General features: G+C 63.7%; 19 protein-coding genes. 12 read left to right on the forward strand and 7 right to left on the reverse strand.

What is annotated here, in order from left to right:
* Positions 1-4: 4 nt before the first annotated feature.
* Entirely contained in the window at positions 5-1,051 is a 1,047-nt protein-coding gene (gene argC, locus AC1RRE_RS19115) for an N-acetyl-gamma-glutamyl-phosphate reductase (RefSeq protein WP_492983465.1), read from the reverse strand.
* Between the two features lie 74 nt (positions 1,052-1,125).
* A complete protein-coding gene (locus AC1RRE_RS19120; RefSeq protein ID WP_492983467.1) occupies positions 1,126-3,480 on the reverse strand; it encodes a methyl-accepting chemotaxis protein in 2,355 nt (784 codons plus the stop codon).
* A gap of 172 nt (positions 3,481-3,652) precedes the next feature.
* Here AC1RRE_RS19120 and AC1RRE_RS19125 point away from each other — a divergent pair, with 172 nt between their 5' ends.
* From AC1RRE_RS19125 to AC1RRE_RS19165, 9 genes are all read left to right on the forward strand, one after another.
* The gene (locus tag AC1RRE_RS19125) at positions 3,653-4,264 is read left to right on the forward strand and encodes an anthranilate synthase component II (protein ID WP_492983469.1); all 612 of its coding nucleotides are present in this window, start codon (positions 3,653-3,655) and stop codon (positions 4,262-4,264) included.
* The gene (trpD, locus tag AC1RRE_RS19130) at positions 4,261-5,328 is read left to right on the forward strand and encodes an anthranilate phosphoribosyltransferase (protein ID WP_492983471.1); all 1,068 of its coding nucleotides are present in this window, start codon (positions 4,261-4,263) and stop codon (positions 5,326-5,328) included. Before AC1RRE_RS19125 ends, trpD begins: the two co-directional genes overlap by 4 nt.
* Positions 5,325-6,131, forward strand: coding sequence for an indole-3-glycerol phosphate synthase TrpC (gene trpC, locus AC1RRE_RS19135; RefSeq protein WP_492983473.1), 807 nt, complete (start codon positions 5,325-5,327; stop codon positions 6,129-6,131). Before trpD ends, trpC begins: the two co-directional genes overlap by 4 nt.
* Entirely contained in the window at positions 6,086-6,607 is a 522-nt protein-coding gene (gene moaC, locus AC1RRE_RS19140) for a cyclic pyranopterin monophosphate synthase MoaC (protein WP_492983597.1), read from the forward strand. The genes trpC and moaC overlap by 46 nt, the downstream gene beginning before the upstream one ends.
* A 3-nt stretch (positions 6,608-6,610) precedes the next feature.
* Positions 6,611-7,819 carry a molybdopterin molybdotransferase MoeA gene (locus AC1RRE_RS19145; RefSeq protein ID WP_492983475.1) on the forward strand — a complete coding sequence of 403 codons (1,209 nt, stop codon included), beginning with the start codon at positions 6,611-6,613 and terminating at the stop codon, positions 7,817-7,819.
* 3 nt (positions 7,820-7,822) lie between these two features.
* On the forward strand, positions 7,823-8,701 hold the full coding sequence (locus tag AC1RRE_RS19150) for an MBL fold metallo-hydrolase (RefSeq protein WP_492983476.1): 879 nt from the start codon (positions 7,823-7,825) through the stop codon (positions 8,699-8,701).
* Positions 8,702-8,778: 77 nt separating this feature from the next.
* Positions 8,779-10,005 (forward strand): MFS transporter, encoded by a 1,227-nt coding sequence (locus AC1RRE_RS19155; protein ID WP_492983478.1) that lies wholly within the window; start codon positions 8,779-8,781, stop codon positions 10,003-10,005.
* A complete protein-coding gene (locus AC1RRE_RS19160; protein WP_492983480.1) occupies positions 10,002-11,522 on the forward strand; it encodes an acetate--CoA ligase in 1,521 nt (506 codons plus the stop codon). Before AC1RRE_RS19155 ends, AC1RRE_RS19160 begins: the two co-directional genes overlap by 4 nt.
* 55 nt (positions 11,523-11,577) lie before the next feature.
* Positions 11,578-12,252: a hypothetical protein gene (locus AC1RRE_RS19165; RefSeq protein ID WP_492983482.1), complete on the forward strand. Its 675-nt coding sequence runs from the start codon at positions 11,578-11,580 to the stop codon at positions 12,250-12,252.
* 3 nt (positions 12,253-12,255) lie between these two features.
* Here AC1RRE_RS19165 and kefC read toward each other — a convergent pair whose 3' ends face one another.
* The 3 genes from kefC to AC1RRE_RS19180 are packed head-to-tail and all read right to left on the reverse strand — an operon-like array spanning position 12,256 to position 15,465.
* Complete coding sequence (gene kefC, locus AC1RRE_RS19170; protein ID WP_492983484.1) at positions 12,256-14,067, reverse strand: glutathione-regulated potassium-efflux system protein KefC; 1,812 nt, start codon at positions 14,065-14,067, stop codon at positions 12,256-12,258.
* 8 nt (positions 14,068-14,075) lie between these two features.
* Positions 14,076-14,681: a glutathione-regulated potassium-efflux system oxidoreductase KefF gene (kefF, locus tag AC1RRE_RS19175; protein WP_492983486.1), complete on the reverse strand. Its 606-nt coding sequence runs from the start codon at positions 14,679-14,681 to the stop codon at positions 14,076-14,078.
* A gap of 22 nt (positions 14,682-14,703) precedes the next feature.
* Positions 14,704-15,465, reverse strand: a complete 762-nt coding sequence (locus AC1RRE_RS19180) for an SDR family oxidoreductase (RefSeq protein ID WP_492983488.1) — start codon at positions 15,463-15,465, stop codon at positions 14,704-14,706.
* Positions 15,466-15,578: 113 nt separating this feature from the next.
* Between AC1RRE_RS19180 and AC1RRE_RS19185 the strand changes: the two genes are divergently transcribed.
* Both AC1RRE_RS19185 and AC1RRE_RS19190 read left to right on the forward strand, forming a co-directional pair.
* Positions 15,579-16,235, forward strand: coding sequence for a DsbA family oxidoreductase (locus tag AC1RRE_RS19185; protein ID WP_492983490.1), 657 nt, complete (start codon positions 15,579-15,581; stop codon positions 16,233-16,235).
* A gap of 2 nt (positions 16,236-16,237) precedes the next feature.
* A complete protein-coding gene (locus tag AC1RRE_RS19190; RefSeq protein WP_492983492.1) occupies positions 16,238-16,768 on the forward strand; it encodes a PAS domain-containing protein in 531 nt (176 codons plus the stop codon).
* A 20-nt stretch (positions 16,769-16,788) separates the two neighbouring features.
* Here AC1RRE_RS19190 and mfd read toward each other — a convergent pair whose 3' ends face one another.
* The gene (mfd, locus tag AC1RRE_RS19195; protein ID WP_492983494.1) at positions 16,789-20,328 is read right to left on the reverse strand and encodes a transcription-repair coupling factor; all 3,540 of its coding nucleotides are present in this window, start codon (positions 20,326-20,328) and stop codon (positions 16,789-16,791) included.
* A 1-nt stretch (position 20,329) separates the two neighbouring features.
* The gene (locus AC1RRE_RS19200) at positions 20,330-20,596 is read right to left on the reverse strand and encodes an FAD assembly factor SdhE (protein WP_492983496.1); all 267 of its coding nucleotides are present in this window, start codon (positions 20,594-20,596) and stop codon (positions 20,330-20,332) included.
* 92 nt (positions 20,597-20,688) lie between these two features.
* Here AC1RRE_RS19200 and recG point away from each other — a divergent pair, with 92 nt between their 5' ends.
* Positions 20,689-22,800 carry an ATP-dependent DNA helicase RecG gene (gene recG, locus AC1RRE_RS19205; RefSeq protein ID WP_492983498.1) on the forward strand — a complete coding sequence of 704 codons (2,112 nt, stop codon included), beginning with the start codon at positions 20,689-20,691 and terminating at the stop codon, positions 22,798-22,800.
* The last annotated feature ends 294 nt before the right edge of the window (positions 22,801-23,094 follow it).

A 23,094-nucleotide genomic window follows, 5' to 3' on the forward strand; every position in this document is an offset into this window, starting at 1 on the left:
TTTCTCAGGGGAACAGGGCGATCTGATCCAGGCCGGTGGTCTCCGGCAGGCCATACATCACGTTGAAGTTCTGCACCGCCTGGCCACTGGCACCCTTCATCAGGTTGTCGATGGCCGAGAAGATCATCGCCCGCCCCTTGATGCGATCGGCAAAGATGCCGATGTGGCAGGCATTGGTGCCGCGTACATGGCGGGTCTGCGGCGAGACACCCTGCGGCAGAATCTGCACGAAGGGTTCCTCGGCATACCGCTTCAGCAGCGTGGTGCGCAGGTCGTCGACGCTGACACCCGGCTTGGTCTTCACATAGATGCTGGCCAGCATGCCGCGATTCATCGGCATCAGATGCGGCGTGAAGTTCACCACCATCGGCTGACCGGAGGCGTCCGCCAGAATCTGCTCGATCTCAGGGCCATGCCGGTGAGAGCCAATGCCATAGGCATGCGTACCCTCGGCAGCTTCGCAATACAGCGAGCCTTCCTTGAGTGCGCGGCCGGCGCCAGAAACACCCGACTTGGCGTCGATCACAATATCATCGGCATCAATCTGACCGGCTTCCAGCAGCGGCATCAGCGGCAACTGTGCCGAGGTCGGATAGCAACCCGGATTGGCCACCAGCCGTGCCTTGGCAACCTTGTCGCGATACATCTCGGTCAGGCCATAGACGGCCTCATTCTGCAGCTTCGGCGCCAGATGTTCGTGGCCGTACCACTTGGCGTATTCGTCCAGATTCCGAAGCCGGAAGTCAGCCGACAGATCGATGATCTTCAGGTGCGTCGGCAGGCCGGCGATCACCTCCTGCGTGGTGCCGTGCGGCAAGGCGCAGAAGACGGCATCCACGCCGCTCCAGTCGACCTCCTTGATGGTGATCAGCTTCGGCAGATTGAGGCCGGTGAATTGCGGGAAGACCGTATCGATCCCCTCGCCGGCCTTGCGGTCTGCGGTCAGGGCCACCACACGGATGCGCGGATGACGCAGGATGATGCGAAGCAGCTCCGCACCCGTATACCCGCTGGCACCCAAAATCGCGACCCGAATGGCATCCGTGGCCATGTCGACCTCCATCAGTGAAAGATGGTGATGGGTATAACGCGCCAGCCGGCGGGTTCAATAGTTAAATTGTCCCCCTAAACCCGGAATTGACCCACTAAATCAGCCAATTCCTGGGCCTGCCGGGCCATGGCCGTGGCCGAGGCCGTGGTCTGCTCCACCAGGGCACCATTGCGCTGGGTCATCTCGTCCATATTCGAGACCGCCGTGTTCACCTCTTCCAGGCCGACGGCCTGCTCACGACTGGCCGAGGATATTTCCCCCACAATATCGGCGACTTTTTTCACTGCCGTGACAATGTCGGCAAGGGTTTCGCCGGTCTGCTTGACCAGCCGGGCCCCTTCCCGCACCTCACCGGTGCTGGCCTGAATCAGGCTCTTGATCTCATGGGAAGCATCGGCCGATCGCTGCGCCAGGGCCCGCACCTCCTGCGCCACCACCGCAAAGCCCTTGCCGGCCTCGCCGGCGCGGGCCGCCTCGACGCTGGCGTTCAGGGCCAGAAGGTTGGTCTGGAAGGCGATCTCGTCGATCAGGCCGACAATGTCACTGATCTTCTGGGCACTGCCCTCGATCCGGCTGACCGCCTCGACTGCCTGCTGCACGACGCTGCCGCCCTTTTCAGCCGTGTTGCGTGCGGTGGCGGCCAGACCGTTGGCGGCCTCGGCATTATCGGCATTCTGCTTCACCGTGGCGGTGATCTGGTGCATCGATGCCGCCGTTTCTTCAAGACTGGCAGCCTGTTGTTCGGTGCGTTGCGCCAGGTCGTTACTGCCGCTGGAAATTTCGGTGGCTGCATCGCGCACCGTCGAGGCGGCGCCGGTGACGCGGCCGACCGTTTCAGCCAGCTGCTGCGCGGTACGATTGGCGTCCTGTTTCAGACGGTCGTAGACTCCCTGATAGTTCGCGGCAATACGATGCGTGAAGTCGCCGTCTGCCATGGCGCCCAGTGCATCGCCCAGATTGCCGAACACATTTTCCACCGTCTCCAGCATGCCGTTCATGCGCTCGCCCAGCCGGGCCATCATGCCATCCAACTGACTGGTGTCGATGCGGGCTGTGAGGTCGCCGCCGGCAGCCGCACCGACGACCTCGCCAACCGCGCGGTCCAGCAACTGTTCCTGCGCTTGACGCTGTTCTTCGGCGCTCTGGCGGTTACGCTCGACTTCCTGCTGCAGCTCTTCGTTCTGCAGGCCGTTTTCCTTGAACACCTGCACGGCACGCGCCATGGCGCCGATTTCATCGCCGCGCGTACGGGCCGGCACTTCAGTGGCCCATTCGCGGTTGGACAGGCGATCCATCACACCGGTCAATGCCGTCAGTGGATCGGCAACCTGGCGGCTGATGTAGAGCCAGCCAACCAAGAAGGCTGCGCCCAGACTGGCGAGCGCCACGGCGATGAGGATCATCTTGCCGGTGCGGCTGCTGTTCTTGGCACTATTGGTTGCTTCAGCAACTTCCAGATTGGCATCATCGACAACCTTTTGCGTCACATCACCCAGGCGTTTGGCCGCATCACGACTGGTTTTCAGGGTCGAGCGGGCATACTCGAGAGAGTCCAGCTCCTGCTCCCGGAAACTGAACAGGCCCGAGCCATCATCGCCGTAACCAAGGACTGTCTTGGTCGCCTTGCTGAGTTCAGGATGCGGGTTGATCTTCTCGACCACCACCAGCGCTTTGGCGACACGCTCCGATGTCGTGACGAAGCGCTTCGCCGACGCTTCCAGCTCGGCACGCGTACCGGCCTGTGCACCGACTGCCAGTTGACCAACGGCATTGTTGACTTCACCGATCAGCGTGGCTGTGGCCTGCACCAGCATCACATCGTTGTTGGCCATGCGGGTCAGCGACCGTTCGATGCGGCTGAGATCACCACTTCGTGTCACGGTCGACATGCTGCCGGCCAGGTCGGTCACGGCATCATCGATCAGGGGATTTGCGAATTGCAGGAAATTGGCATGGGCCTTCGCCAGTTCCTGTGTTTCGGCCTCGCGCTGAACCGTGATCCGGATGCGGGCGCTGACCAGCTGCTGCAGACGACCGATATTGGCCAGCAGGCCATCCGTCTCCTTCTTGATTTCTTCCAGCCGCGCACCGGTGACCCGGAATGACACCAGATCGAGCACCGATCGAATCTCGGATTCACGGGTCTTAATGTCAGCGGCCGTGGCTGTGATCTCGGCCTCCGTGCTGGCCGAAACCAGATCGGGAGCTGCACCGGCCAGGTCCGCGACACGCTCGGCCAGCGCCAACGCTGCCACAACCGAGGTCACGCCTTCATCCGTCACTGTGGTGATGGCGCTGTCCAGACGGGACAGGGCAAACCAGCCCGCGGCCGCCGAAATCAGGGCGAAAGAGGCGATGGCACCGACGGCCATATAGAGGCGCTGGCGAATTCCGCCCCTCTGCTGCTTGAGCGGCTGCATATCAGCCATGGCACTTTCCTTCCGATTCTTCAGAGGGCCCGATTGTTCTGGGTTTTTACCGTCCCCGCAAGCCCATGATTCCCAATGAAAACCTTCTTTAGTGTACTAGCATTACGGGTGTCAGGCCGTGGCGCGATGCAGCATCGTCATGTTAGGCTGCCGGTCCAGAGGAAATCGGCCCATGCTCGTCCTGATCGACAACTACGACAGCTTCACCTGGAACCTTGTGCATTACTTCGGCCAGATCGGCGCCGATGTGAAGGTCTTCCGTAACGATGAAACCACGCCCGAGGCGATCCTGGCGCTCAAGCCCGCCGGCGTGGTGCTGTCCCCCGGTCCCTGCGACCCCGACCGGGCCGGTATTTGTCTGGCCATGATCGACAAGGCAGCCGAGACCCGCCTGCCGCTCTTCGGGGTCTGCCTCGGCCATCAGGCCATCGGTCAGGCCTTCGGCGGCAAGGTGGTGCGGGCGCCCAAGCCCCTGCACGGCAAGATGAGCCGCATCAACCATACTGGCGAAAGTATCTTTACTGGCCTGCCCCAGGATTTCCTGGCCACGCGCTATCACTCCCTGACGGTCGACCCGGCGAGCCTGCCGAACAGTCTGAAGGTGACAGCCCGCGCGGAAGACGGCGTGATCATGGGGCTTAGCCACCATGACCTGCCGATCCATGGCGTGCAGTTCCATCCCGAGAGCATCGCGTCCGAGCACGGCCTTGCGATGCTGGGTAATTTTGTGCGCTATTGCGGCCTGCCGGTGAAGACGATTGCGGAGCGCGGACAGGCGGCATGAGCGGGGATATTACGGATTTCAAACGGCTGCTGGGTCTGGTGGCCGGCGGCGCACGGCTCAGCGTCGACGATGCGCGCCTGGCCTTTGATGTCATGATGTCGGGCAACGCCACACCGTCGCAGATGGGCGCTTTCCTGATGGCGCTGCGCGTGCGCGGCGAAACCGTGGAAGAGATCACCGGTGGTGCACTGACCATGCGCGCCAAGGTCCATGGCGTGAAGGCGCCAGCCGACGCCATCGACATTGTCGGCACCGGCGGCGACGTCAAGGGCACCTGGAATGTCTCGACCTGCTCGGCCTTCGTGCTGGCTGGCTGTGGTGTGCCGGTGGCCAAGCATGGCAACCGCGCCGTGTCGTCCAAGACTGGTGCGGCCGATGTGCTGACCGCCCTGGGCGTCAATATCGACTGCGACTTCCGCCTGATCGAGAAAGCCATTGCCGAGGCCGGTGTCGGCTTCCTGATGGCCCCGCGCCATCACGGTGCGATGCGCCATGTCGGCCCGACCCGCGTTGAACTCGGCACGCGCACCATTTTCAACCTCCTCGGCCCCTTGAGCAACCCGGCCCTGGTGAAGCGCCAGTTGATCGGCGTGTTCGATCGCCAGTGGGTGCAGCCGCTGGCTGAGGTGATGGGCAAGGTCGGCGCGGAAAAAGTCTGGGTCGTGCATGGCTCCGATGGCCTCGACGAGATCACCACCACCGGCCCGACCTATGTGTCGGAAATGGCTGGCGGCAAGCTGCGCCATTTCGAGATCACGCCGGAAGATGCCGGCCTGCCGCGCGCGCGTATGGACGACCTGAAGGGCGACGAGCCAACCGCCAATGCCGTGGCGTTGCGTGGCGTTCTGAATGGGACGCCCGGTGCATTCCGCGATATTGTGCTGATGAACGCTGCTGCCGCACTGATGATCGCCGACAAGGCGAAAGACCTGCGCGAGGGCGTCGCCCAGGCGGCCCAGGCTATCGACAGCGGCAAGGCCCGCGCAGCATTGGCCCGCCTGATTGAAATCACCCATGAACCTCCGCCGGCCGATCCGGACGCGGATGAGAAGAAGTCGTCATGAGCGATGTGCTGACCAAGATCAATGCCGATAAGCTGGTGCATATCGCCACCAGCAAGAAAGCCGTGCCGCTGCCGCAGCTGGAACAGCAAGCGCGAGCGACCAAGGCTCCGCGCGGCTTTGCCCGCGCGCTGCAAGCCACGGCCGATGCCGGTCGCTACGCCCTGATCGCCGAGATCAAGAAAGCTTCGCCCTCCAAGGGCCTGATCCGTGCCGATTTCGACCCGCCGGCGCTGGCCCGCGCCTATGCCGCTGGCGGCGCGACCTGCCTGTCGGTACTCACTGACGTGCCGTATTTCCAGGGCAGCGACGATTACCTGCGTCAGGTGCGCGCCGCCGTCGACCTGCCAATCCTGCGCAAGGATTTCATGCTCGATCCCTATCAGGTGGTCGAGGCGCGCGCGATGGGCGCGGATTGCATCCTGATCATCATGGCGGCACTGAGTGATGCGCAGGCTACGGAACTCGAAGCGGTTGCTGGCGATTACGGCCTCGACGTTCTCGTGGAAGTGCACGACGCCGAAGAAATGGAGCGCGCACTGAAGCTGAAGAGCCCGCTGCTCGGCGTGAACAACCGCAACCTGAAGACGCTCGAAATCGACATCGCTAACACCGAAGCGCTGGCTGCCCGCGTGCCGGCCGGCAAGATGCTGGTGGCGGAATCGGGCCTCTACACCAAAACCGATCTTGACCGCATGGCACAATGCGGCGCGCGCTGCTTCCTGGTCGGTGAAAGCCTGATGCGGCAACCTGATGTGGAATCCGCCACGCGACTGCTGCTGACTGGCAAGGAGCTAGCGGCGTGAGCGACAAGCTGACCCATCTGAATGCTGCCGGTGAGGCCCATATGGTCGATGTGTCGACCAAGGCCGAGACTGAGCGCGTGGCCAAGGCCAGTGCGCGCGTGCTGATGCAGAAAGCGACGCTGGACCTTATCCTGTCGGGCCAGGCCGCCAAAGGCGACGTGCTGGCCACGGCGCGCATCGCCGGCATCATGGCCGCCAAAAAAACGTCTGACCTGATCCCGCTCTGCCACCCGCTGGCGCTCAGCCAGGTGACGGTGGAGCTGACGCCCGACACCAAAGGGAATGCCATCGATATCGTCGCCACCTGCAAGCTGAAAGGCCGCACCGGCGTCGAGATGGAAGCCCTCACTGCTGCCAGCGTCGCAGCGCTCACCGTCTATGACATGGCCAAGGCGGTGGATCGCGGCATGCAGATCACCGATGTGAAGCTCCTGCACAAATCCGGCGGTAAGTCCGGCGACTTCAACGCGGCCTGAGTCATGCTGGCGGTCACCGAAGCCCGCGCCCGTATCGTTGCCGCCCTGCCGGTCATGCCGCCGGAAACCGTCGCCCTCACCGCCGCTGCCGGCCGCGTGCTGGCCGAAGACGTCGCCGCCCGCCGCACCCAGCCACCCTTCGATGTCAGCGCCATGGATGGTTGGGCCTGTCGTCAGGCTGACCTCGCCACCATTCCTGCGATCCTGAAGCCCGTCGGCGCCGCCGCTGCCGGCGGTCGCCATGAGGGCCGCGTCGGTCCTGGCGAATGCGTCCGCATCTTCACAGGTGCGCCGATCCCCGATGGTGCCGATGCCATCGTGATCCAGGAAGACGCCGATCTGGGCAGCGACGGCCGCCTCACCGTCCGTGAAGCGCCCAAGCCCGGCCAGTGGATCCGCAAGGCCGGTCTGGATTTCGCCGAAGGGCAAATCCTGCTCAAAGCCGGCACACAGCTCAGCCCGGCCGATATCGGCGTCGCCGCCGCCATGAACGTGCCCTGGCTCGCCGTCCGCCGCAAACCGCGCATCGCCGTGCTGGCGACCGGCGACGAACTGGCCCGCCCCGGCGAGCCGATCGGCCCGAACCAGATCGTCAGTTCCAACAACATCGCACTCTGCGCCCTGATCGACATGCATGGCGGCAGCGCCATTGATCTGGGTATCGCCCGAGACACCGAAGCCGACCTGCGCGCCAAGGCTGCTGCTGCTGCCGGCTGCGACCTGCTGCTGACGCTCGGCGGCGCCAGTGTCGGTGAGCACGACCTGATCCATAAAATCCTGGGTGGCGACGGCACCGGCATCGACTTCTGGAAGATCGCCATGCGGCCCGGCAAACCGCTGATGTTCGGTCGGGCTGACCTGGGCGGCCGCGGTACGGTGCCCTTGCTCGGCCTCCCGGGCAACCCGGTTTCCGCCATCGTCTGTGGCTATAATTTCCTGCTGCCAGCCCTGCGGGGCATGTTGGGCCTGAATTGGGAAATCCGTTTTGAAACAGCTGTTAACGGGACAGATTTAAACGAAAATGACAAGCGCGAGGACTACCTGCGCGCAACGCTGAAGCAGGAGGACGGCCGCCTGGTCGCCAGCAGCTTCACCCGGCAGGACAGCTCGATGCTGCGCCTGCTGAGCCAGGCCGACTGCCTGATCGTGCGGCCACCGCTGGCCCCGGCCCTGAAGGCCGGTGCGCCAGTGCCGATCCTGCGCCTGCGCTGATCCATGCGCGTCACCCTGCTCGGCACTGGCTGTCCGCAGGTTTCGACCAGCCGTTATGGGCCCTCCAGCCTGCTGACCTGGGGCGAGCGCCGCTTCCTGATCGACTGCGGGTCAGGCGTCACCCAGCGACTGATCGCCGCCGGTACATCCGGCAAGCAGATCGACGCCGTGCTGCTGACCCACCTGCACTCCGACCATATCATCGACCTGTTCCAGCTGATCATCTCCAGCTGGCATCAGGGCCGCGACCGGCCCCAGCGCATCTATGGCCCGGCCGGCACCCGGCAATACCTGAACGGCCTGATGGCCCTGTGGAAGCCCGAGCTCGACCAGCGCATCGCCCATGAGAAACGCCCTTCCACCACGGCGCTGGAACTCGACATCACTGAAGTCGAACCCGGCGCAATCATCCGGGATGGCGATCTGACCGTGACAGCCGTGGCTGTCCGGCACCAGCCGGTCAAAGCCGCCTTCGGCTATGTCTTCATGAACGGCAAGCACAAGGTGGCCTTCAGCGGTGACACGGCTTTCTGTCCGGAACTGATCGAGGCCGCCCGGGATGCCGATGCCATCGTGCATGAATGCTTCATACACCGGGAGATGCTGCTGCTGCCCGGCGTCCGTACACCGGAAACCGTCGCCAATGTCGCCAGCTACCACACGCTGTCGACCGAGGTGGGCAAGGTCGCGGCGCAGGCCCGGGCGCATTGCCTGATCCTCAACCACTTCGTCCCGGTCGAGTTCGACCGGGCCAGCCTGCTGGCCGAGGTCCGCGCCGATTACGCCGGACCGGTCCTGATCGGCGAGGACCTCATGCAGTTCGAGGCCGCCACCCGCATGATCAGCCATGCCGGTGCCGCTATCGGTCTGCCAACCGGCTGACTCTGCAGCTACCCTGCAGCCCGAAATGATTTAAACTCGGATCAACCGCCGCCCGAGATTCGGATCAAGAGGCCCCAATGCCCGTCGCCTGGCGCATCCTGCTGTGCGCCTGCCTGAGTTACACCATCAGCCAGTTCTACCGTTCGGCCAATGCCGTCATCGGACCCGATCTGATGACCGAGCTACTGCTGACGCCGGAGGACCTGGGCATCCTGACCGGCGCCTTCTTCCTGACCTTCTCGGTCAGTCAGCTACCGGTCGGCATCGCGCTGGACCGCTGGGGCCCGCGCCGCACCATCATTGCGACGCTGTGCATCGCCTTCATCGGCGCGATTGCTTTTGCCCATGGCCGCAATCTGACCGAACTTAGCCTGGCGCGCGTGGTGCTGGGGTTCGGCTGTGCAGCCCTACTCACTGGACCGATGGTGCTGTTCTCCCGATGGTTCCCGGCCGATCGCTTCGCCACCATGTCCGGCATCCTGATCGCTGTGGGCAATCTCGGCGTCGTGGCCTCCACCGCACCACTGGCCTGGTTCACGGCCGCTTACGGCTGGCGCTCGGCCTTCTATCTCACTGCCGCGATCACCGTGGCACTGATCCTGTTGTCACTCTGGGCGATCAAGGATCATCCCGCACCGGAAAAGGTGAAACCGTCCGGTGAAACGCTGGGACAGGCCTTGCGCGGCATCAGCGCGATCATCCGCCATCCGGCTTTCCCGTATCTCTTCGCCATCATTTTTTGCGCCTACGCCACCTTCATCACCATCCTCGGCCTGTGGGGTGGTCCCTATTTGCATGACGTGCATGGCATGGACGCCAAGGCGCGTGGCAATGTGCTGGTCTTCATGGCACTGGGCGCAGCCGGCGGCTATTTCATCTGGGGTCCGCTGGATCGCGTGTTCAATACCCGCAAATGGCTGCTGGCTGTCGGGCTTGGCGCGCAGCTTGTCTGCCTCGCCGTCATCGTGGCCGTGCCCGGTCTCAGCGTCTTTGTCATCACGGCCCTGTTCACCTTCATGGGCGTGATGAACGGCTGCATCGTCATGATCTTTGCCCATGCCAGTTCGGTGTTTCCCGCCGCGCTGGCTGGCCGCGCCATCACCACACTGAATATCGGCACCATGGGCGGTGGCGCCTTCCAGCAGATTCTGACCGGCTTCCTGATGGGACGACTGGCCCCGAAGGGCCAGGTGCCGACCGAAACTGATTATCGGATCATCTTCGGAATCCAGGGCGCGATCCTCCTCTCCGCCCTGCTCTTCTACCTGCGCACCCCCGATGCCAAACCGGGGCAGACCGCATGACCAGGGAGCCTGTCCCGACACGGTTCAACATCGCGCACTACTGCCTGGCCGAGAATGCCCGACGGCGCGGCGACAAGACGGCGATGATCCTCGTGGGAGAGTCCGGCGAGACCCGCCTCACCTTCGCCGAGGCCGATCTGGCTGTGCGCCGGCTGGCGGCCGGGCTGCAATCGCTGGGCCTGCCCGCCGGCAGCCGCATCATGATCCGCATGGCCAACGATGCCGATTACGCGCTGACCTATTTCGCCACCATGGCGGCCGGGTATGTGGCGCTGCCGTCCAGCGCGCAACTCACAGCAGCCGAAGCCGACTATCTACTGGAGAATTCCGGCGCTGCTGTCGTCGCGGCCAGTGCCGATCTCGCCGATGGCCTGAGGCTGCCATCCGACGTCATCCTGCTCGATCCGGCCAGACTCGCTTCGCTGAAAGCTTTTGCGCCGTTGAGCGACTATGCCGAGACCGCAGCCGACGATCCGGCCTATCTGATCTACACCTCGGGCACGACGGGCAAGCCCAAAGGCGTGCTGCATGCCCATCGCGCCGCCTGGGGTCGCCGCCCCATGCATCATGGCTGGCTCGGCCTGCAGGACAGCGACGTGATGCTGCATGCCGGCGCCTTCAACTGGACCTACACGCTGGGCGTCGGCCTGGTCGATCCCTGGGCCGTCGGCGCCACCACCGTGCTCTACAATGGCCCCCGCGACATCCAGGTCTGGCCAAGGCTGCTGGAACGTCATCGCGCCACCATCTTCGCGGCTGTGCCGTCGCTGTATCGCCAGATTCTGAAATACTGTGACCTCGCTGCGCATGACCTATCGGCCTTGCGGCATGGCGCCACTGCCGGCGAAGCCCTGCCGCCGCCACTGCTGGAGGAATGGCAGACCCGCACCGGCAAGCCGCTCTACGAGGCGCTCGGGATGTCGGAAATCTCAACCTATATCTCCACCGGTCCGGGTATGACCATCAAGCCCGGCAGTCCCGGCAAGCCGCAGGCCGGGCGCCGCGTCGCCATCCTGTCGGCCGACAGCGATGATCCGACGCCATTGCCCATGGGCGAAACCGGGCTTCTGGCTGTACATCGCTCCGAGCCGTCGCTGATGCTCGGCTACTGGCACCGGCCGGAGGAAGAAGCGCTGGTCTATCGCGGCGACTGGTTCTGTGGTGGTGACCTCGCCAGCCTGGATGCCGACGGCTATCTCTGGCATCACGGCCGCAACGACGACGTGATGAATGCCATGGGCTACCGCGTTTCACCGGTGGAAGTGGAGCTGGCACTGGCCGATCATCCGGCCGTAGCCGAAATCGCCGTCACTGAACTGAAGGTCCGCGCCGATGTCTCGGTGATCGCCGCCTTCATCGTACCTCGCGAAGGCCAGACCCCTGACCCGGCCGAACTCGCCCGATATGCCGAGGCCCGGCTCGCTGCCTATAAATGCCCGCGCGAATGGCGCGTCATTGCCAGCCTGCCCCGCACCGCCAATGGCAAGGTCCAGCGCAAGAGGCTCGCGACCGGCTGAAAGCTGGCACCTGGCTTGCAGTTACCCCATCAGAGTTGAACCGATGGGGATCACCATGAGTATCGCAGCCACCGCCGCCAAGAGCCCGTTCGGCGACGCCATGAGCGCCCACCAGACCGTTGCCAGCAATACGCCGGCCACGATGATTGCGGCCAAATTCTCGGATTTCCTCAAGGAAAAGCAGGGTAAACCCCAGGAAACCTCGCCCCCCAACGGTGTCGCGCCAACCCCGGACCAGCTGGCCAAGTCCCTGTTCGGCAGCGCCTATGACGACAAGGCCAAGAGCGTGCGACTGGATAAACTTGCCGCCACGATGCAGAAGCGCACGGCAGAATTTGCCGACCAGCTGCACCAGCGTCTGGCCAATGCCGGCATTGATCCGAACATCCCTCTCGAACTGAACGTGGGCGCCGGCGGCCGCATCCTGATCGATGGTAATCACCCCAAGGCTGCCGAGATCACCAAGCTGTTAGAGGAATCGCCGGCCTTTGCCCAGACCTATCGCGACATCGCGGCACAGAATGATCATCTGGCCATGCAGCAGATCGGCGGCGCCTATATCAAGGAATGGGACGCCGGCAAAAATGACGGCGAGCGTCAGGCCAGCTGGAACCGCTACAGCACTCTGATGGACAAGCTCTCCAGCATGTTCAGCGGCCGCATGACCTTCGGTCCCAGTACGGTGATCACCGAAAGCCAGCAGATGCTGCGCCGGATGGATATCGCTTAAAGATCAGTCCTGGTCCCAGCCGAGGCCGCGCGCGGCCTCCTGGGCCTTTTCGTCGGCTTCCAGATTCTGCTGCAGCCGGGCCCGCGCCTGCCGCTGCAGCGAAATCCGCTTCTCCATGTCGTCTTCCCAATAGGCGTGCAGCTGCAGCAGCAGCTGTTCGTTATGGGTCTTGAAGGTCAGTGTCTTCTGTCGCGCTGCATAAGCCGACTGACCCAGCGCCTTCAGCGTCTCTTCGCCGATATGCAGCGCCGACCGGAAGGTCTCGCGTTCGATCACCGGAACTTCACGGTTCATCAGTTCCATGGCATGCGGCAGGTCACGGGCACGCGCCACGATCTTCAGGTTGGGGAAATGCTGCTTGGCCAGATCGACCAGTTGCAGGGAAGCCTCCTGACTGTCGACCGCCACCACCAGCACCTTGGCCTTGGCCGCACCCGCCGCCTCCAGCAGGTCAAGCCGCGTGGCATCGCCGTAAAAGACCTTGAAGTCGAAACGCCGCAGCGTATCGATGATTTCCGGATCGTGATCCAGAACCGTGACACCGATGCGGTTGGCATAAAGCAGACGCACCACGATCTGGCCGAAACGGCCGAAACCGGCGATGATCACCGGATTGCCCTCGTCTTCGGGCACGTCATGCGGCCGGTCGTCGAAGGTCACAAAGCGCGGCTCGATCATCCTGTCATTGAACACCACCAGCAGCGGCGCGCTGGCCATCGACAGCGCCACCACAACGGTCAGCAACGCCACCGTCTCGGCGTCCATGATCCCGAAACCGGAGGCCGCCCCGAACATCACGAAGGCGAATTCGCCGCCTTGCGCCAGCAGGAAGGTGAACAGCGCCGTCTGGCTCCAGGGCAGCCGGTTGGCCCGCCCGATCACGAACAGCACCACGCCCTTCATCAGCAGCAGCGCCAGCACCATGCCCAGCACGGTGCCGGGCTTCGACACCAAAAGTCCGAAATCGACCGACATGCCGACGGCTGTGAAAAACAAACCGAGCAGCAATCCCTTGAATGGCTCGATGTCGCTTTCCAGTTCGTGCCGATATTCGGACTCCGCCAGCAGCACGCCGGCCAGGAAGGCACCCAGCGCCATGGACAGACCGGCCAGCTGCATCATCAGCGCGATACCGACCACGATCAGCAGCGCCGTTGCCGTAAAGATCTCACGCAGTCCCGTCTCGGCGATGATGCGGAACAGCGGCCGGGTCAGATAGCGGCCACCGAAGACGATAATGCCGATGGCGGCGATGGCCTTCAGGGCGCCGACCCAGCCTTCGCTCTGGCCGCTCACCGCCGGCGCAACAGCCAGCAATGGCAGCAGCGCCAGCATCGGGATCACGGCGATATCCTGGAACAGCAGGATCGAGAAAGCCGAACGCCCACCCGGCGTGCCGAGCAGGTTGCGCTCGGTCAGCGGCTGCAATGCGATGGCTGTGGAAGACAACGACAGGCCGAGGCCAGCCGCCAGCGCCACCTGCCAGGACCAACCGAGCAGGATGAACAGTCCGCTGAGCGCCAGCGTGCTGCCAACCACCTGCCCGCCGCCAAGACCGAGAATGGGCCAGCGCATCTGCCACAGCCGGCGCGGATTGAGTTCCAGACCGATCACGAACAGCAGCAGCACCACACCGAACTCGGAAAAATGCAGGATCGCTTCGACATCGGTGATCAGCTTCAAACCCCAGGGACCGACGATCATGCCCGCGATCAGGTAACCCAACACGGAACCGAGCCCGAAACGCTTGGCGATCGGCACGGTGATCACCGCTGCCGCCAGGTAGATCACCGCATTGAACAGCAAGCCATCCATGGCGGGGCCTAACGGTCGATGGCCGGCACGGCCGGCTGCTGGCAGACTGCGGCGGCCTTGGGATGCGGATAGGCGTTGAGCCAGTCGCGATAGGCCACGGCATGGGCCTCGACCTCGATCTGCTTCTTCAGACGCACGCCCTGCAGCAGAAATGGCTCGCGATAGGTCATGCCACAGAGCGTGGCCGAGCGCTCGAAGGGTCGCAGCAACTCGGCCATGGTGACGCCGTTATAGCCGCCAGCCTGGTAGGCCTCATCCGGGCCGCCGGTGGATACCGCCTGCACCAGTTCCTTGCCGCGCAACGCATCGCCGCCGGTGCCATAGGCCCAGCCGTATTCAAGCACGGAGTCCATCCATTCCTTCAGCAGCGACGGACAGGAATACCAGTAGAACGGATGCTGCATCACCACCACATCATGGTCGGTCAGCAGCGCCTGCTCCCGTTTCACGTCGATATGGAAATCGGGATAGGTCTCGTAGAGGTCGTGAAGCGTGACATGCGGCAGCTCCCGGGCCGCATCGGCCATGGCGCGGTTGGCGCGCGACAGATGCGGGTACGGATGCGCGAACAGCACCAGGATTTTCGGCTTTTCCGTCTCCGGCGATATGCTCACGCGGCCCTCATGTCGTCTGGCCTCAGGTTACAGTCAGACCGTCATCGGCGGCAATGATCGCGCCATTGATAAAGCGCGCTTCGTCGGAGGCCAGCAGCATGATCAGACCGTCCAGGTCCTTGACGTCGCCGACCCGACGGCGGGGCAGCATCTCGATCAGCTTCTGCCCGCCCGGCGTCTGCCAGTGTTCGCGGTTGATCTCGGTCTCAATATAACCAGGGCAGATCGCGTTCACGTTGATCCCGTAGCGGCCCCATTCCAGCGCCATCGCCTTGGTCATATGAACCACGGCCGCCTTCGACATACAGTAGACCGAAAGCTGGCTCAGCACCTTCAGGCCGGCAACCGAAGCGATGTTGATGATCCGGCCAGCCTTCTTCTTGGCGATCATGTCCCTGGCCGCCGCCTGCGCCACAAAGAAGGCGCCTTTGGCATTGGTATTCATGGCGAAGTCGAAATCTTCGGGTGTGACATCGACAATCTTGCCCTGGCTGCTGACACCGGAGTTGTTGATCAGGATGTCGACGCCGCCAAATTTGTCGGCGACCTCGGCAAAGGCCGCCTGGATATTCGCATGGTCATTCACATCCAGCTTCACCGTGACGGCCTTGCCGCCTGCTTTCCCCAGCCGCTCTGCCAGGGTCGAAAGCCGCTCGGTCCGCCGCGCTGCCAGCACCACGGTCGCCCCGGCCCCGCTCAGAAGTTCGGCAAACCGCTCGCCCAGCCCGCTGCTGGCCCCTGTCACAACCGCCACCTTGCCCGTCAGGCTGGTTCCCTGGCTCATCAAATCCTCCGTTCTTTTCCTAGACTTGGATGCTGGGTTGTCCCCGCCACCCGGTCAAGGCTCCCGGGCTCCGGGGACTGGTCTGGCCGGCAGGCCTGCGCTACCGTTGGGCCATGCGCATCGAAATCGTATCCGACGTCATCTGCCCCTGGTGCTTCATCGGCAAGCGCCGCCTCGAACAGGCCCTGGCCAAGCGGCCGGACATGGAATTCGAGATCGGCTGGCGGCCCTTCCAGCTCAACCCGGACATGCCGCGCGAAGGCATCGACCGTAAGACATACGTCGAGACCAAATTCGGCGGCCCGGCCCGGGCCAAGGAAATCTATGCCCGCGTGTCCGGCGAAGGCGCCAAGGAAGGCATTGCCTTCAATTTCGACGGCATCAAGCGTACGCCCAACACGCTGGCCGCCCATAGCGTGCTGCGCTGGTCGCTGGCGTCGGGCGTCCAGAACGAACTGAAAGAGCGTCTCTTCCGCCTCTATTTCCTCGATGGCCGTGATATCGGCGACCATCAGGTGCTGGCCGATGCCGCCGCCGCCGAGGGCATGGATAGCGCGCTGGTGAAGCAGCTTCTGGATGAAGGCCGCGATGCCGATGTGATCCAGTCCGAAGACCTGATGGCGCGCGAAATGGGCATCACCGGTGTGCCCTTCTTCATCTTCGAACGCAAATACGGTGTGTCCGGCGCCCAGCCGGCCGAGGCCCTGTTGCAGGTCATCGACAAGGTTGCCGCCGAGCCGCAAGAGCCGGCACAGGCCGCCGAAGGCTGAGCATGAACGTCGAGAGTTCCACCACAACACCGCAAGGCACGCCGAGCCTCGGTTTCGTCGCCGATGCCGACAGTGTACAGGACTCCAATGTGCGGCAGTTCCTGCAACTGTGGTTCGACGCCCGTGAATCTGGCCAGTCACTTGGCAAGGAATTCCTCGATCCGCTGCGCCTGCGCTTCCTGCTCGGCTCGTTGTCACTGCTGGAAGTGCATGCCGATCCGCTGCGCTTCCGCTATCGCCTGGTCGGCACCGATATCGTCGAGCGCCTGGGCCATGAGTTGACCGGCAAATGGCTGGACGAGCATCCCGATCCCGCCTGGCGGCCCTTCCTGCTCAAGGGGGCGACCATGGTCCATCATGCCGCCATGCCAATCTATGCTCATGTGAAAGCGCGCACACTGGGATACGACTGGCTGCTGGAAGTGGTGGCTGTGCCGCTGTTCGGTCCCGATGGCAGCGTTGCCTATATCGGTGCCGGCCAGAGCTTTCCGCCCTATAAGTCGGAACGTCCGCTCGGACAACCGATTTCTTAGGCGATTTCTTAGGCGATTTCTTAGGCGACTTTCTTCTTCGCCTTGCCTGCGATCTCGGCTAGCCGGGACGCGATATGCAACACCCCCTTCAGGCGATCTTCCGGCTCCGGCCAGTCATGCATCAGCACCACCTTGTGGTCGGGCCGCAGCTTGGCCTTGCCACGTTCGGACTGGATGAACAGCACCAGGCCGGCTGGATCGACAAACAGGTTGTCGCGGAAAGTCAGCGTCGCGCCCTTCGGGCCCGCCTCGATCTTCAGGATATTGGCATCGTGGCAGTTCTTCTTGATCGCCACGATATCGAGCAGGTGATGGACTTCCTCGGGCAGCGGCCCGAAACGGTCAATCAGCTCGGCGGCAAAGCTATCGATATCTGCACGGTTCTCCAGATCGGCCACGCGGCGATAGAGCTGCATGCGCAGGTTCAGATCGGCGATATAGCTTTCCGGGATCAGTACAGCTGTACCGATCTGGATCTGCGGCGACCATTTCTCGCCTGAGCCGCCCTTCTCGCCACGCGCCGTCGCCCGGGCGGCCACAATCGCCTCCTGCAGCATTTCCTGATACAGCTCGAAGCCAACTTCGCGGATATGACCCGACTGCTCCTCGCCCAGCAGGTTGCCGGCGCCGCGTAGGTCCAGGTCGTGCGAGGCCAGTGTGAAGCCGGCACCCAGCGTATCCAGGCTTTGCAACACACGCAGGCGCTGCTCGGCCGAGGTGCTGAGCAGCCGGCCGCCCTGATAGGTGAAATAGGAATAGGCGCGTAGTTTCGAACGGCCGACACGGCCGCGCAACTGGTACATCTGCGCCAGCCCGAACAGGTCGGCACGATAAACGACCAATGTATTCGCGGATGGAATGTCGAGGCCGCTTTCCACGATATTGGTCGCCACCAGCACATCGTAGCGCCGGTCGTAGAAGGCGTTCATCACATCGTCCAGCTCGGTCGGCGGTAGTTGTCCATGCGCGACCACGGCCTTCAGTTCCGGCACATGGTCACGGATGAAGGCCATCGCGGTATCGAGGAATTCGATACGCGGGCAGACGAAGAAACTCTGGCCGCCACGGAAATGCTCACGCAACAGCGCCTCGCGGATCACCACCGGATCGAAAGGCGTCACGAAGGTGCGCACAGCCAGGCGATCGACAGGTGGCGTGGCGATCAGGCTGAGCTCGCGCACGCCAGACAGGGCAAGCTGCAGCGTACGCGGGATCGGCGTCGCTGACATGGTCAGCACATGAACTTCGGCCTTGAGCTGCTTCAGGCGCTCCTTGTGCTTGACGCCGAAATGCTGCTCTTCGTCGATGATCAGCAGGCCCAGCCGCTTGAAGTCGATGCTCTTGGATAACAGGGCATGCGTACCAATGACGATATCGACCGTCCCGTCAGTCAGGCCCTTTTTAGTATCAGCAGCTGACTTGGCTGAAACCATGCGCGATAGCTGTTCGATCCGCAGCGGCAGGCCACGGAAGCGCTGGAAGAAGGTGCGGTAATGCTGGCGGCATAGCAGCGTGGTCGGACAGACCAGTGCCACCTGCTGGCCCGACATGGCGGCGGCAAAGGCGGCGCGAATCGCCACTTCCGTCTTGCCAAAACCGACATCGCCGCAGATCAGACGGTCCATCGGCTTGCCACTGGCCAGATCGTCCAGTACCTCGCCGATGGCACGATCCTGGTCCTCGGTTTCCTCATAAGGAAAGCGCGCGCAGAATTCCTCGTACAGTCCGTCTGGCGGCAGCACCCGCTCGCCCTGCCGCAGCTCGCGCTCGGCCGCCACCTTCATCAGTTCGCCGGCCATGTCCTTCAGACGCTGCTTCATGCGCGCCTTGCGGTTCTGCCAACCGACGCCACCCAGCTTGTCGAGCGTCACCTCCGCGTCAGGTGACCCGTAGCGCGACAGCATCTCGATATTCTCGACCGGCAGATACAGCCGGTCGCCGCCGTCGTAATGCAGCAGCAGGCAGTCATGCGGCGCACCGGCCACATCCAGCGTCACCAGATCCTTGTACTGGCCGATGCCGTGATCGATATGTACGACATAATCACCCGGCTGCAGCGCACTGGCTTCGGCGATGAAATTCTCGGCCCGGCGCTTTTTCTGGCGCGGCCGCACCAGTCGGTCGCCCAGAATGTCCTGCTCGGCGACGACGCAGATGTCCTTCGCCTCGAAACCATGCTCCAGCGGCAACACAGCGATGGCCGGAACGCTTCTGGCCAAACCTTCAATCTCGCTGGCCTGTTCGATCGGCTGCGGTGTCGGCAGGCCATGATCCTTCAGCACCAGCGCCAGACGGTCGCGCGCGCCGATGGAGAATGTGGCGAACAGCACGCGCTTGCCCTGCGTCACCTGCTTGGCCAGATGGCCGCCCAGTGCATCGTAGACGCTGACGACCGCCGCCTTCTTTTCGGCAGCCTGCGCCGCCTGCGTGCGTTCCGGTGCGAAGTCACGGCCCGGCCGGCCGCCCAGATCGACCACGGCCACATCCGGGCCGCCAACGGCATCGAAGGGATACAGCGTACCAACGGCACGCCGCTCTAGCCGTGCGGTCCATTCACCTGCGGTCAGGTACAGCCTGTCCGGCGGCAGCGGCTTGTAGGGCGCGCCGCCCTCTTCCAGTCCACGCTTCATCGCGGCGCGACGGGCGTCATAGTGATCGGCAATCGCCTTGAAGCGTTCGTCAACCGCATCACCGGTCAGATGATCCAGCGTCACCGTCGCCTGCGGGATATAGTCGAATACGGTGGCAAGCTGCTCGAAGAACAGCGGCAGCCAGTGCTCCATGCCGATCTGGCGGCGGCCGGCCGACACCGCTTCGTATAACGGGTCTTCCTTGGTGATCGTCCCGAACAACTCGCGATAGCCGCCGCGGAAGCGCGCGATGGAGTCCGGGTCGAGCGGCACTTCGCTCATGGCAGTCAGCGACAGGTCGGTCACCGTGTCGATGGTGCGCTGGTTGGCCGGATCGAAACGACGGATGTTCTCGACCTCGTCGCCGAAGAAGTCGAGGCGATATGGCGCCTCGCTGCCCGGCGGGAACAGGTCGACCAGGCCGCCGCGCACGGCATATTCGCCAGGCTCGTTTACCGTCGAGACGCGACTGTAGCCGTTGCGACTGAGATACTCGATCAGGCTTTCCGGCTTGATGCGACTGCCCTTGGCCGCATGGAAACCGGTGCCAGCAAACCAGCCTGGCTGCGGCAGGCGCTGCAGCGCCGCGTTCACCGTGGTCAGCACCAGCCAGGGCAGATCCGGACGCTCACCCGCCAGCCGGTTGAGCGTGTCCATGCGCCGGGCGGCGATCTCGGCATTGGGCGAGACACGATCATAGGGCTGGCAGTCCCAGGCCGGCAGCACCAGCACCGGCAGATCGGGCGCAAAGAATTTCAGGGCCGCTTCCAGGGTCGCCATGCGCGCGTCATCGCGGCAGACATGCAGCACGCCCTGCCCCTTCTGCCGCGCGGCAAGGGCAACCAGCAGGCGCGCATCCTGCCCCTCCGGCGCGCCGGCCAAGGCCCAGCGGCCTTTCCGGCTCAGGATATCTGGAAGCACAAAACTCATATCAAAGCGGCAGCTTGTAAGCTTTCAGCAGCTTCATCACGCCGGTATCCAGATGCTTGGGCACTGGATCGCGGCCAATGGCCCAGGCATAGATCTGGGGATCGTCGTAATTCTCCAGCAGGGCCTCGTACTGGTCGAGTTCGACATCGGTAAAGGTCGGCAGATGCCGGCGCGCGAAGCTGCCCAGCAGGATGTCGACTTCCTTCATGCCGGTATAGAGGCTGCGGTGCAGCAGGCGCTTGCGGCGAATTTCGATATCCTCGGCCATGACCTGCCCTGTGGGGGTGTTTCCGGAACGTGGGCAGGATATAGTACGCGAAGCTGTAGATTCTCAAGGTTTCCCGAGAAAATTCCCACCCCATGCGTCCGGAATCGCTGTTTCCCGCCTTCGCGCCGATCACCAGCCTGAAAGGCTGCGGCCCCAAGCTTGCCCCACTGGTGGAAAAGCTGGTCGGCGGCGGCCGCGTGGTGGATCTGTGGTGGCACCTCCCCAGCGGCCTGATCGACCGGCGCTACCGCCCCGCCATCGCTGAGGCCGAGCCGGGCCGCATCGCGACCATCCGCCTCACCATCGACAAGCACCTACCACCGCGCACGCCGCGGCTGCCCTACAAGGTGGTCGGCCATGACGGCAGCGGCCGGCTGACGCTGGTCTTCTTCAACGGCCGCGAAGACTTCCTCAAGCGCAGTCTGCCCGAGGGCGAGACGCGTGTGGTCAGCGGTATGGTCGAGCTGTTCGACAGCCAGGTGCAGATGACGCATCCCGACCGCTTCGGTACCGAGGAAGAACTCGAACAGATGGCCGCCGTTGAGCCGGTCTATCCGCTCACCGCCGGTGTGATGCCGCGTACACTGGGCAAGATCATCGATGGTGCGCTCAGCCGTGTGATGGATCTGCCGGAATGGCTCGATCCGGCGTATCAGAAACGTGAAGGCTGGCCGGGCTGGCGCGAGGCGCTGCTGACGGCACACCGTCCTGAAGGCGCCGACGACCTGGCGCCCTTCACGCAGGCGCGACAGCGTCTGGCCTTCGACGAGCTGCTGTCCAATCAGCTTGCCCTGCTGCTGATCCGGCGACGGCTGAAGCGGCTGTCGGGCCGGCCGCTGATCGGTGATGGCAGCCTGCGGGATAAGCTGGAAAAGCTGCTGCCCTGGCCGCTGACCAATGCACAGAAGCTTGCCAATGCCGAGATCGCTGGCGACATGGCATCGGAGAAGCGCATGCTGCGGCTTCTTCAGGGCGATGTCGGCAGCGGCAAGACGATGGTGGCGCTGAACGCCATGCTGCTGGCGGTGGAAGCGAAGGCACAGGCCGCGCTGATGGCGCCGACCGAAATCCTGGCGCGCCAGCATGCCGAAACGCTGCGGCCCTATGCCGAGCAACTTGGCCTGACCCTGGCGCTGCTCACCGGGCGCGACAAGGGCAAGCCGCGCGCGGCTCTGCTGGAGCGCCTGGCCAGCGGCGAAATCGATATCCTGGTCGGCACGCATGCACTGTTCCAGGACGACGTGGTGTTCAATGATCTGGCACTTGCCGTGATCGACGAGCAGCATCGTTTCGGCGTCAGCCAGCGCCTGGGACTTGCGGCCAAGGGACAGCGCGACAAGGGGGGCGTCGATGTGCTGGTGATGACGGCGACGCCGATCCCGCGCACGCTGTCGCTGACCGCCTATGGCGACATGGACATTTCGCTGCTGACCGAAAAGCCGCCGGGCCGTACGCCGGTCGACACGCGTACGATTGCCGCCGACCGCTATCAGGATGTGGTCGCCGCCGCCAAGCGCAAGATCGCCGCCGGCGAACGCGTCTACTGGGTCTGCCCGCTGGTGGAGGAAAACGAACAACTCGATCTCGCCGCCGCCGCCGAGCGCCATTCGGCGCTTAAAATAGCGCTGGAGCCAGAGCTTGGCGAGGGCAGCATCGGGCTCGTTCATGGCAAGATGACACCCACCGAGAAAGACGCGGCGATGGAGGCCTTTGCCGCCGGTCGCTCCAAACTGCTGGTCGCCACCACGGTGATCGAGGTCGGCGTCGATGTGCCGGATGCCACGCTGATCATCATCGAGCATGCCGAACGCTTCGGCCTGGCGCAGTTGCATCAGTTGCGTGGCCGCGTCGGGCGCGGTGGCAAGCCGGGCGCCTGCCTGCTCGTCTACTCCGGCCCACTGGGCGAAACCGCCAAGGCGCGGCTCAAGATCATCCGCGAGACCGACGACGGCTTCCGCATCGCTGAGGAAGATCTGCGCTTGCGCGGCGCCGGCGAAGTGCTGGGCACGCGGCAAAGCGGCCTGCCGGAATTCCGCGTCGCCGATCTCGCCGCCCACGGGGATTTGCTGGCGGCGGCACGCGACGATGCGAAACTGATCCTGGAACGCGACCCGAAACTGGCCAGTGAGCGTGGTAAAGCCTTGCTGACGCTGCTTTATCTGTTCGAGCGCGACGCTGCCATCCAGTATCTGCAGTCGGGTTAAAGCGGCCAAACGGCGCCAACCCGGTGCCAATCGCATCCAATCCGAAGCCAATTTCAGCCAATTCGAGCCAACTTTGGCCAATTTCGACCAACGCTGACCAATTTAAGCCAGCGTCAGCCCACAGTATTGCGCCGCGGTGGAACTCTTTCCGTTGATGTATGGGCGGCACTCATCAAAACAAGCCCTCGAATAATCACAGCCTCCGCCGCCAATCCGCGCGGGTTTTGACACAAAGCCGCCATGAGCGGTTCGTGAACTTGGGGTGCAGGTCGACGAGGAGTCGCCGGCCGCTTC

The sequence above is a fragment of the Ferrovibrio sp. GW821-FHT12D07 genome (assembly GCF_058807275.1).

What these genes read in the sequence shown, in the direction of transcription:
- argC (WP_492983465.1), bottom strand. Translation starts at nt 1,051, where the DNA reads ATGGCCACGGATGCCATTCGGGTCGCGATTTTGGGTGCCAGCGGGTAT.
- AC1RRE_RS19120 (WP_492983467.1), bottom strand. Translation starts at nt 3,480, where the DNA reads ATGGCTGATATGCAGCCGCTCAAGCAGCAGAGGGGCGGAATTCGCCAG.
- AC1RRE_RS19125 (WP_492983469.1), top strand. Translation starts at nt 3,653, where the DNA reads ATGCTCGTCCTGATCGACAACTACGACAGCTTCACCTGGAACCTTGTG.
- trpD (WP_492983471.1), top strand. Translation starts at nt 4,261, where the DNA reads ATGAGCGGGGATATTACGGATTTCAAACGGCTGCTGGGTCTGGTGGCC.
- trpC (WP_492983473.1), top strand. Translation starts at nt 5,325, where the DNA reads ATGAGCGATGTGCTGACCAAGATCAATGCCGATAAGCTGGTGCATATC.
- AC1RRE_RS19145 (WP_492983475.1), top strand. Translation starts at nt 6,611, where the DNA reads ATGCTGGCGGTCACCGAAGCCCGCGCCCGTATCGTTGCCGCCCTGCCG.
- AC1RRE_RS19150 (WP_492983476.1), top strand. Translation starts at nt 7,823, where the DNA reads ATGCGCGTCACCCTGCTCGGCACTGGCTGTCCGCAGGTTTCGACCAGC.
- AC1RRE_RS19155 (WP_492983478.1), top strand. Translation starts at nt 8,779, where the DNA reads ATGCCCGTCGCCTGGCGCATCCTGCTGTGCGCCTGCCTGAGTTACACC.
- AC1RRE_RS19160 (WP_492983480.1), top strand. Translation starts at nt 10,002, where the DNA reads ATGACCAGGGAGCCTGTCCCGACACGGTTCAACATCGCGCACTACTGC.
- AC1RRE_RS19165 (WP_492983482.1), top strand. Translation starts at nt 11,578, where the DNA reads ATGAGTATCGCAGCCACCGCCGCCAAGAGCCCGTTCGGCGACGCCATG.
- kefC (WP_492983484.1), bottom strand. Translation starts at nt 14,067, where the DNA reads ATGGATGGCTTGCTGTTCAATGCGGTGATCTACCTGGCGGCAGCGGTG.
- AC1RRE_RS19180 (WP_492983488.1), bottom strand. Translation starts at nt 15,465, where the DNA reads ATGAGCCAGGGAACCAGCCTGACGGGCAAGGTGGCGGTTGTGACAGGG.
- AC1RRE_RS19185 (WP_492983490.1), top strand. Translation starts at nt 15,579, where the DNA reads ATGCGCATCGAAATCGTATCCGACGTCATCTGCCCCTGGTGCTTCATC.
- AC1RRE_RS19190 (WP_492983492.1), top strand. Translation starts at nt 16,238, where the DNA reads ATGAACGTCGAGAGTTCCACCACAACACCGCAAGGCACGCCGAGCCTC.
- mfd (WP_492983494.1), bottom strand. Translation starts at nt 20,328, where the DNA reads ATGAGTTTTGTGCTTCCAGATATCCTGAGCCGGAAAGGCCGCTGGGCC.
- AC1RRE_RS19200 (WP_492983496.1), bottom strand. Translation starts at nt 20,596, where the DNA reads ATGGCCGAGGATATCGAAATTCGCCGCAAGCGCCTGCTGCACCGCAGC.
- recG (WP_492983498.1), top strand. Translation starts at nt 20,689, where the DNA reads ATGCGTCCGGAATCGCTGTTTCCCGCCTTCGCGCCGATCACCAGCCTG.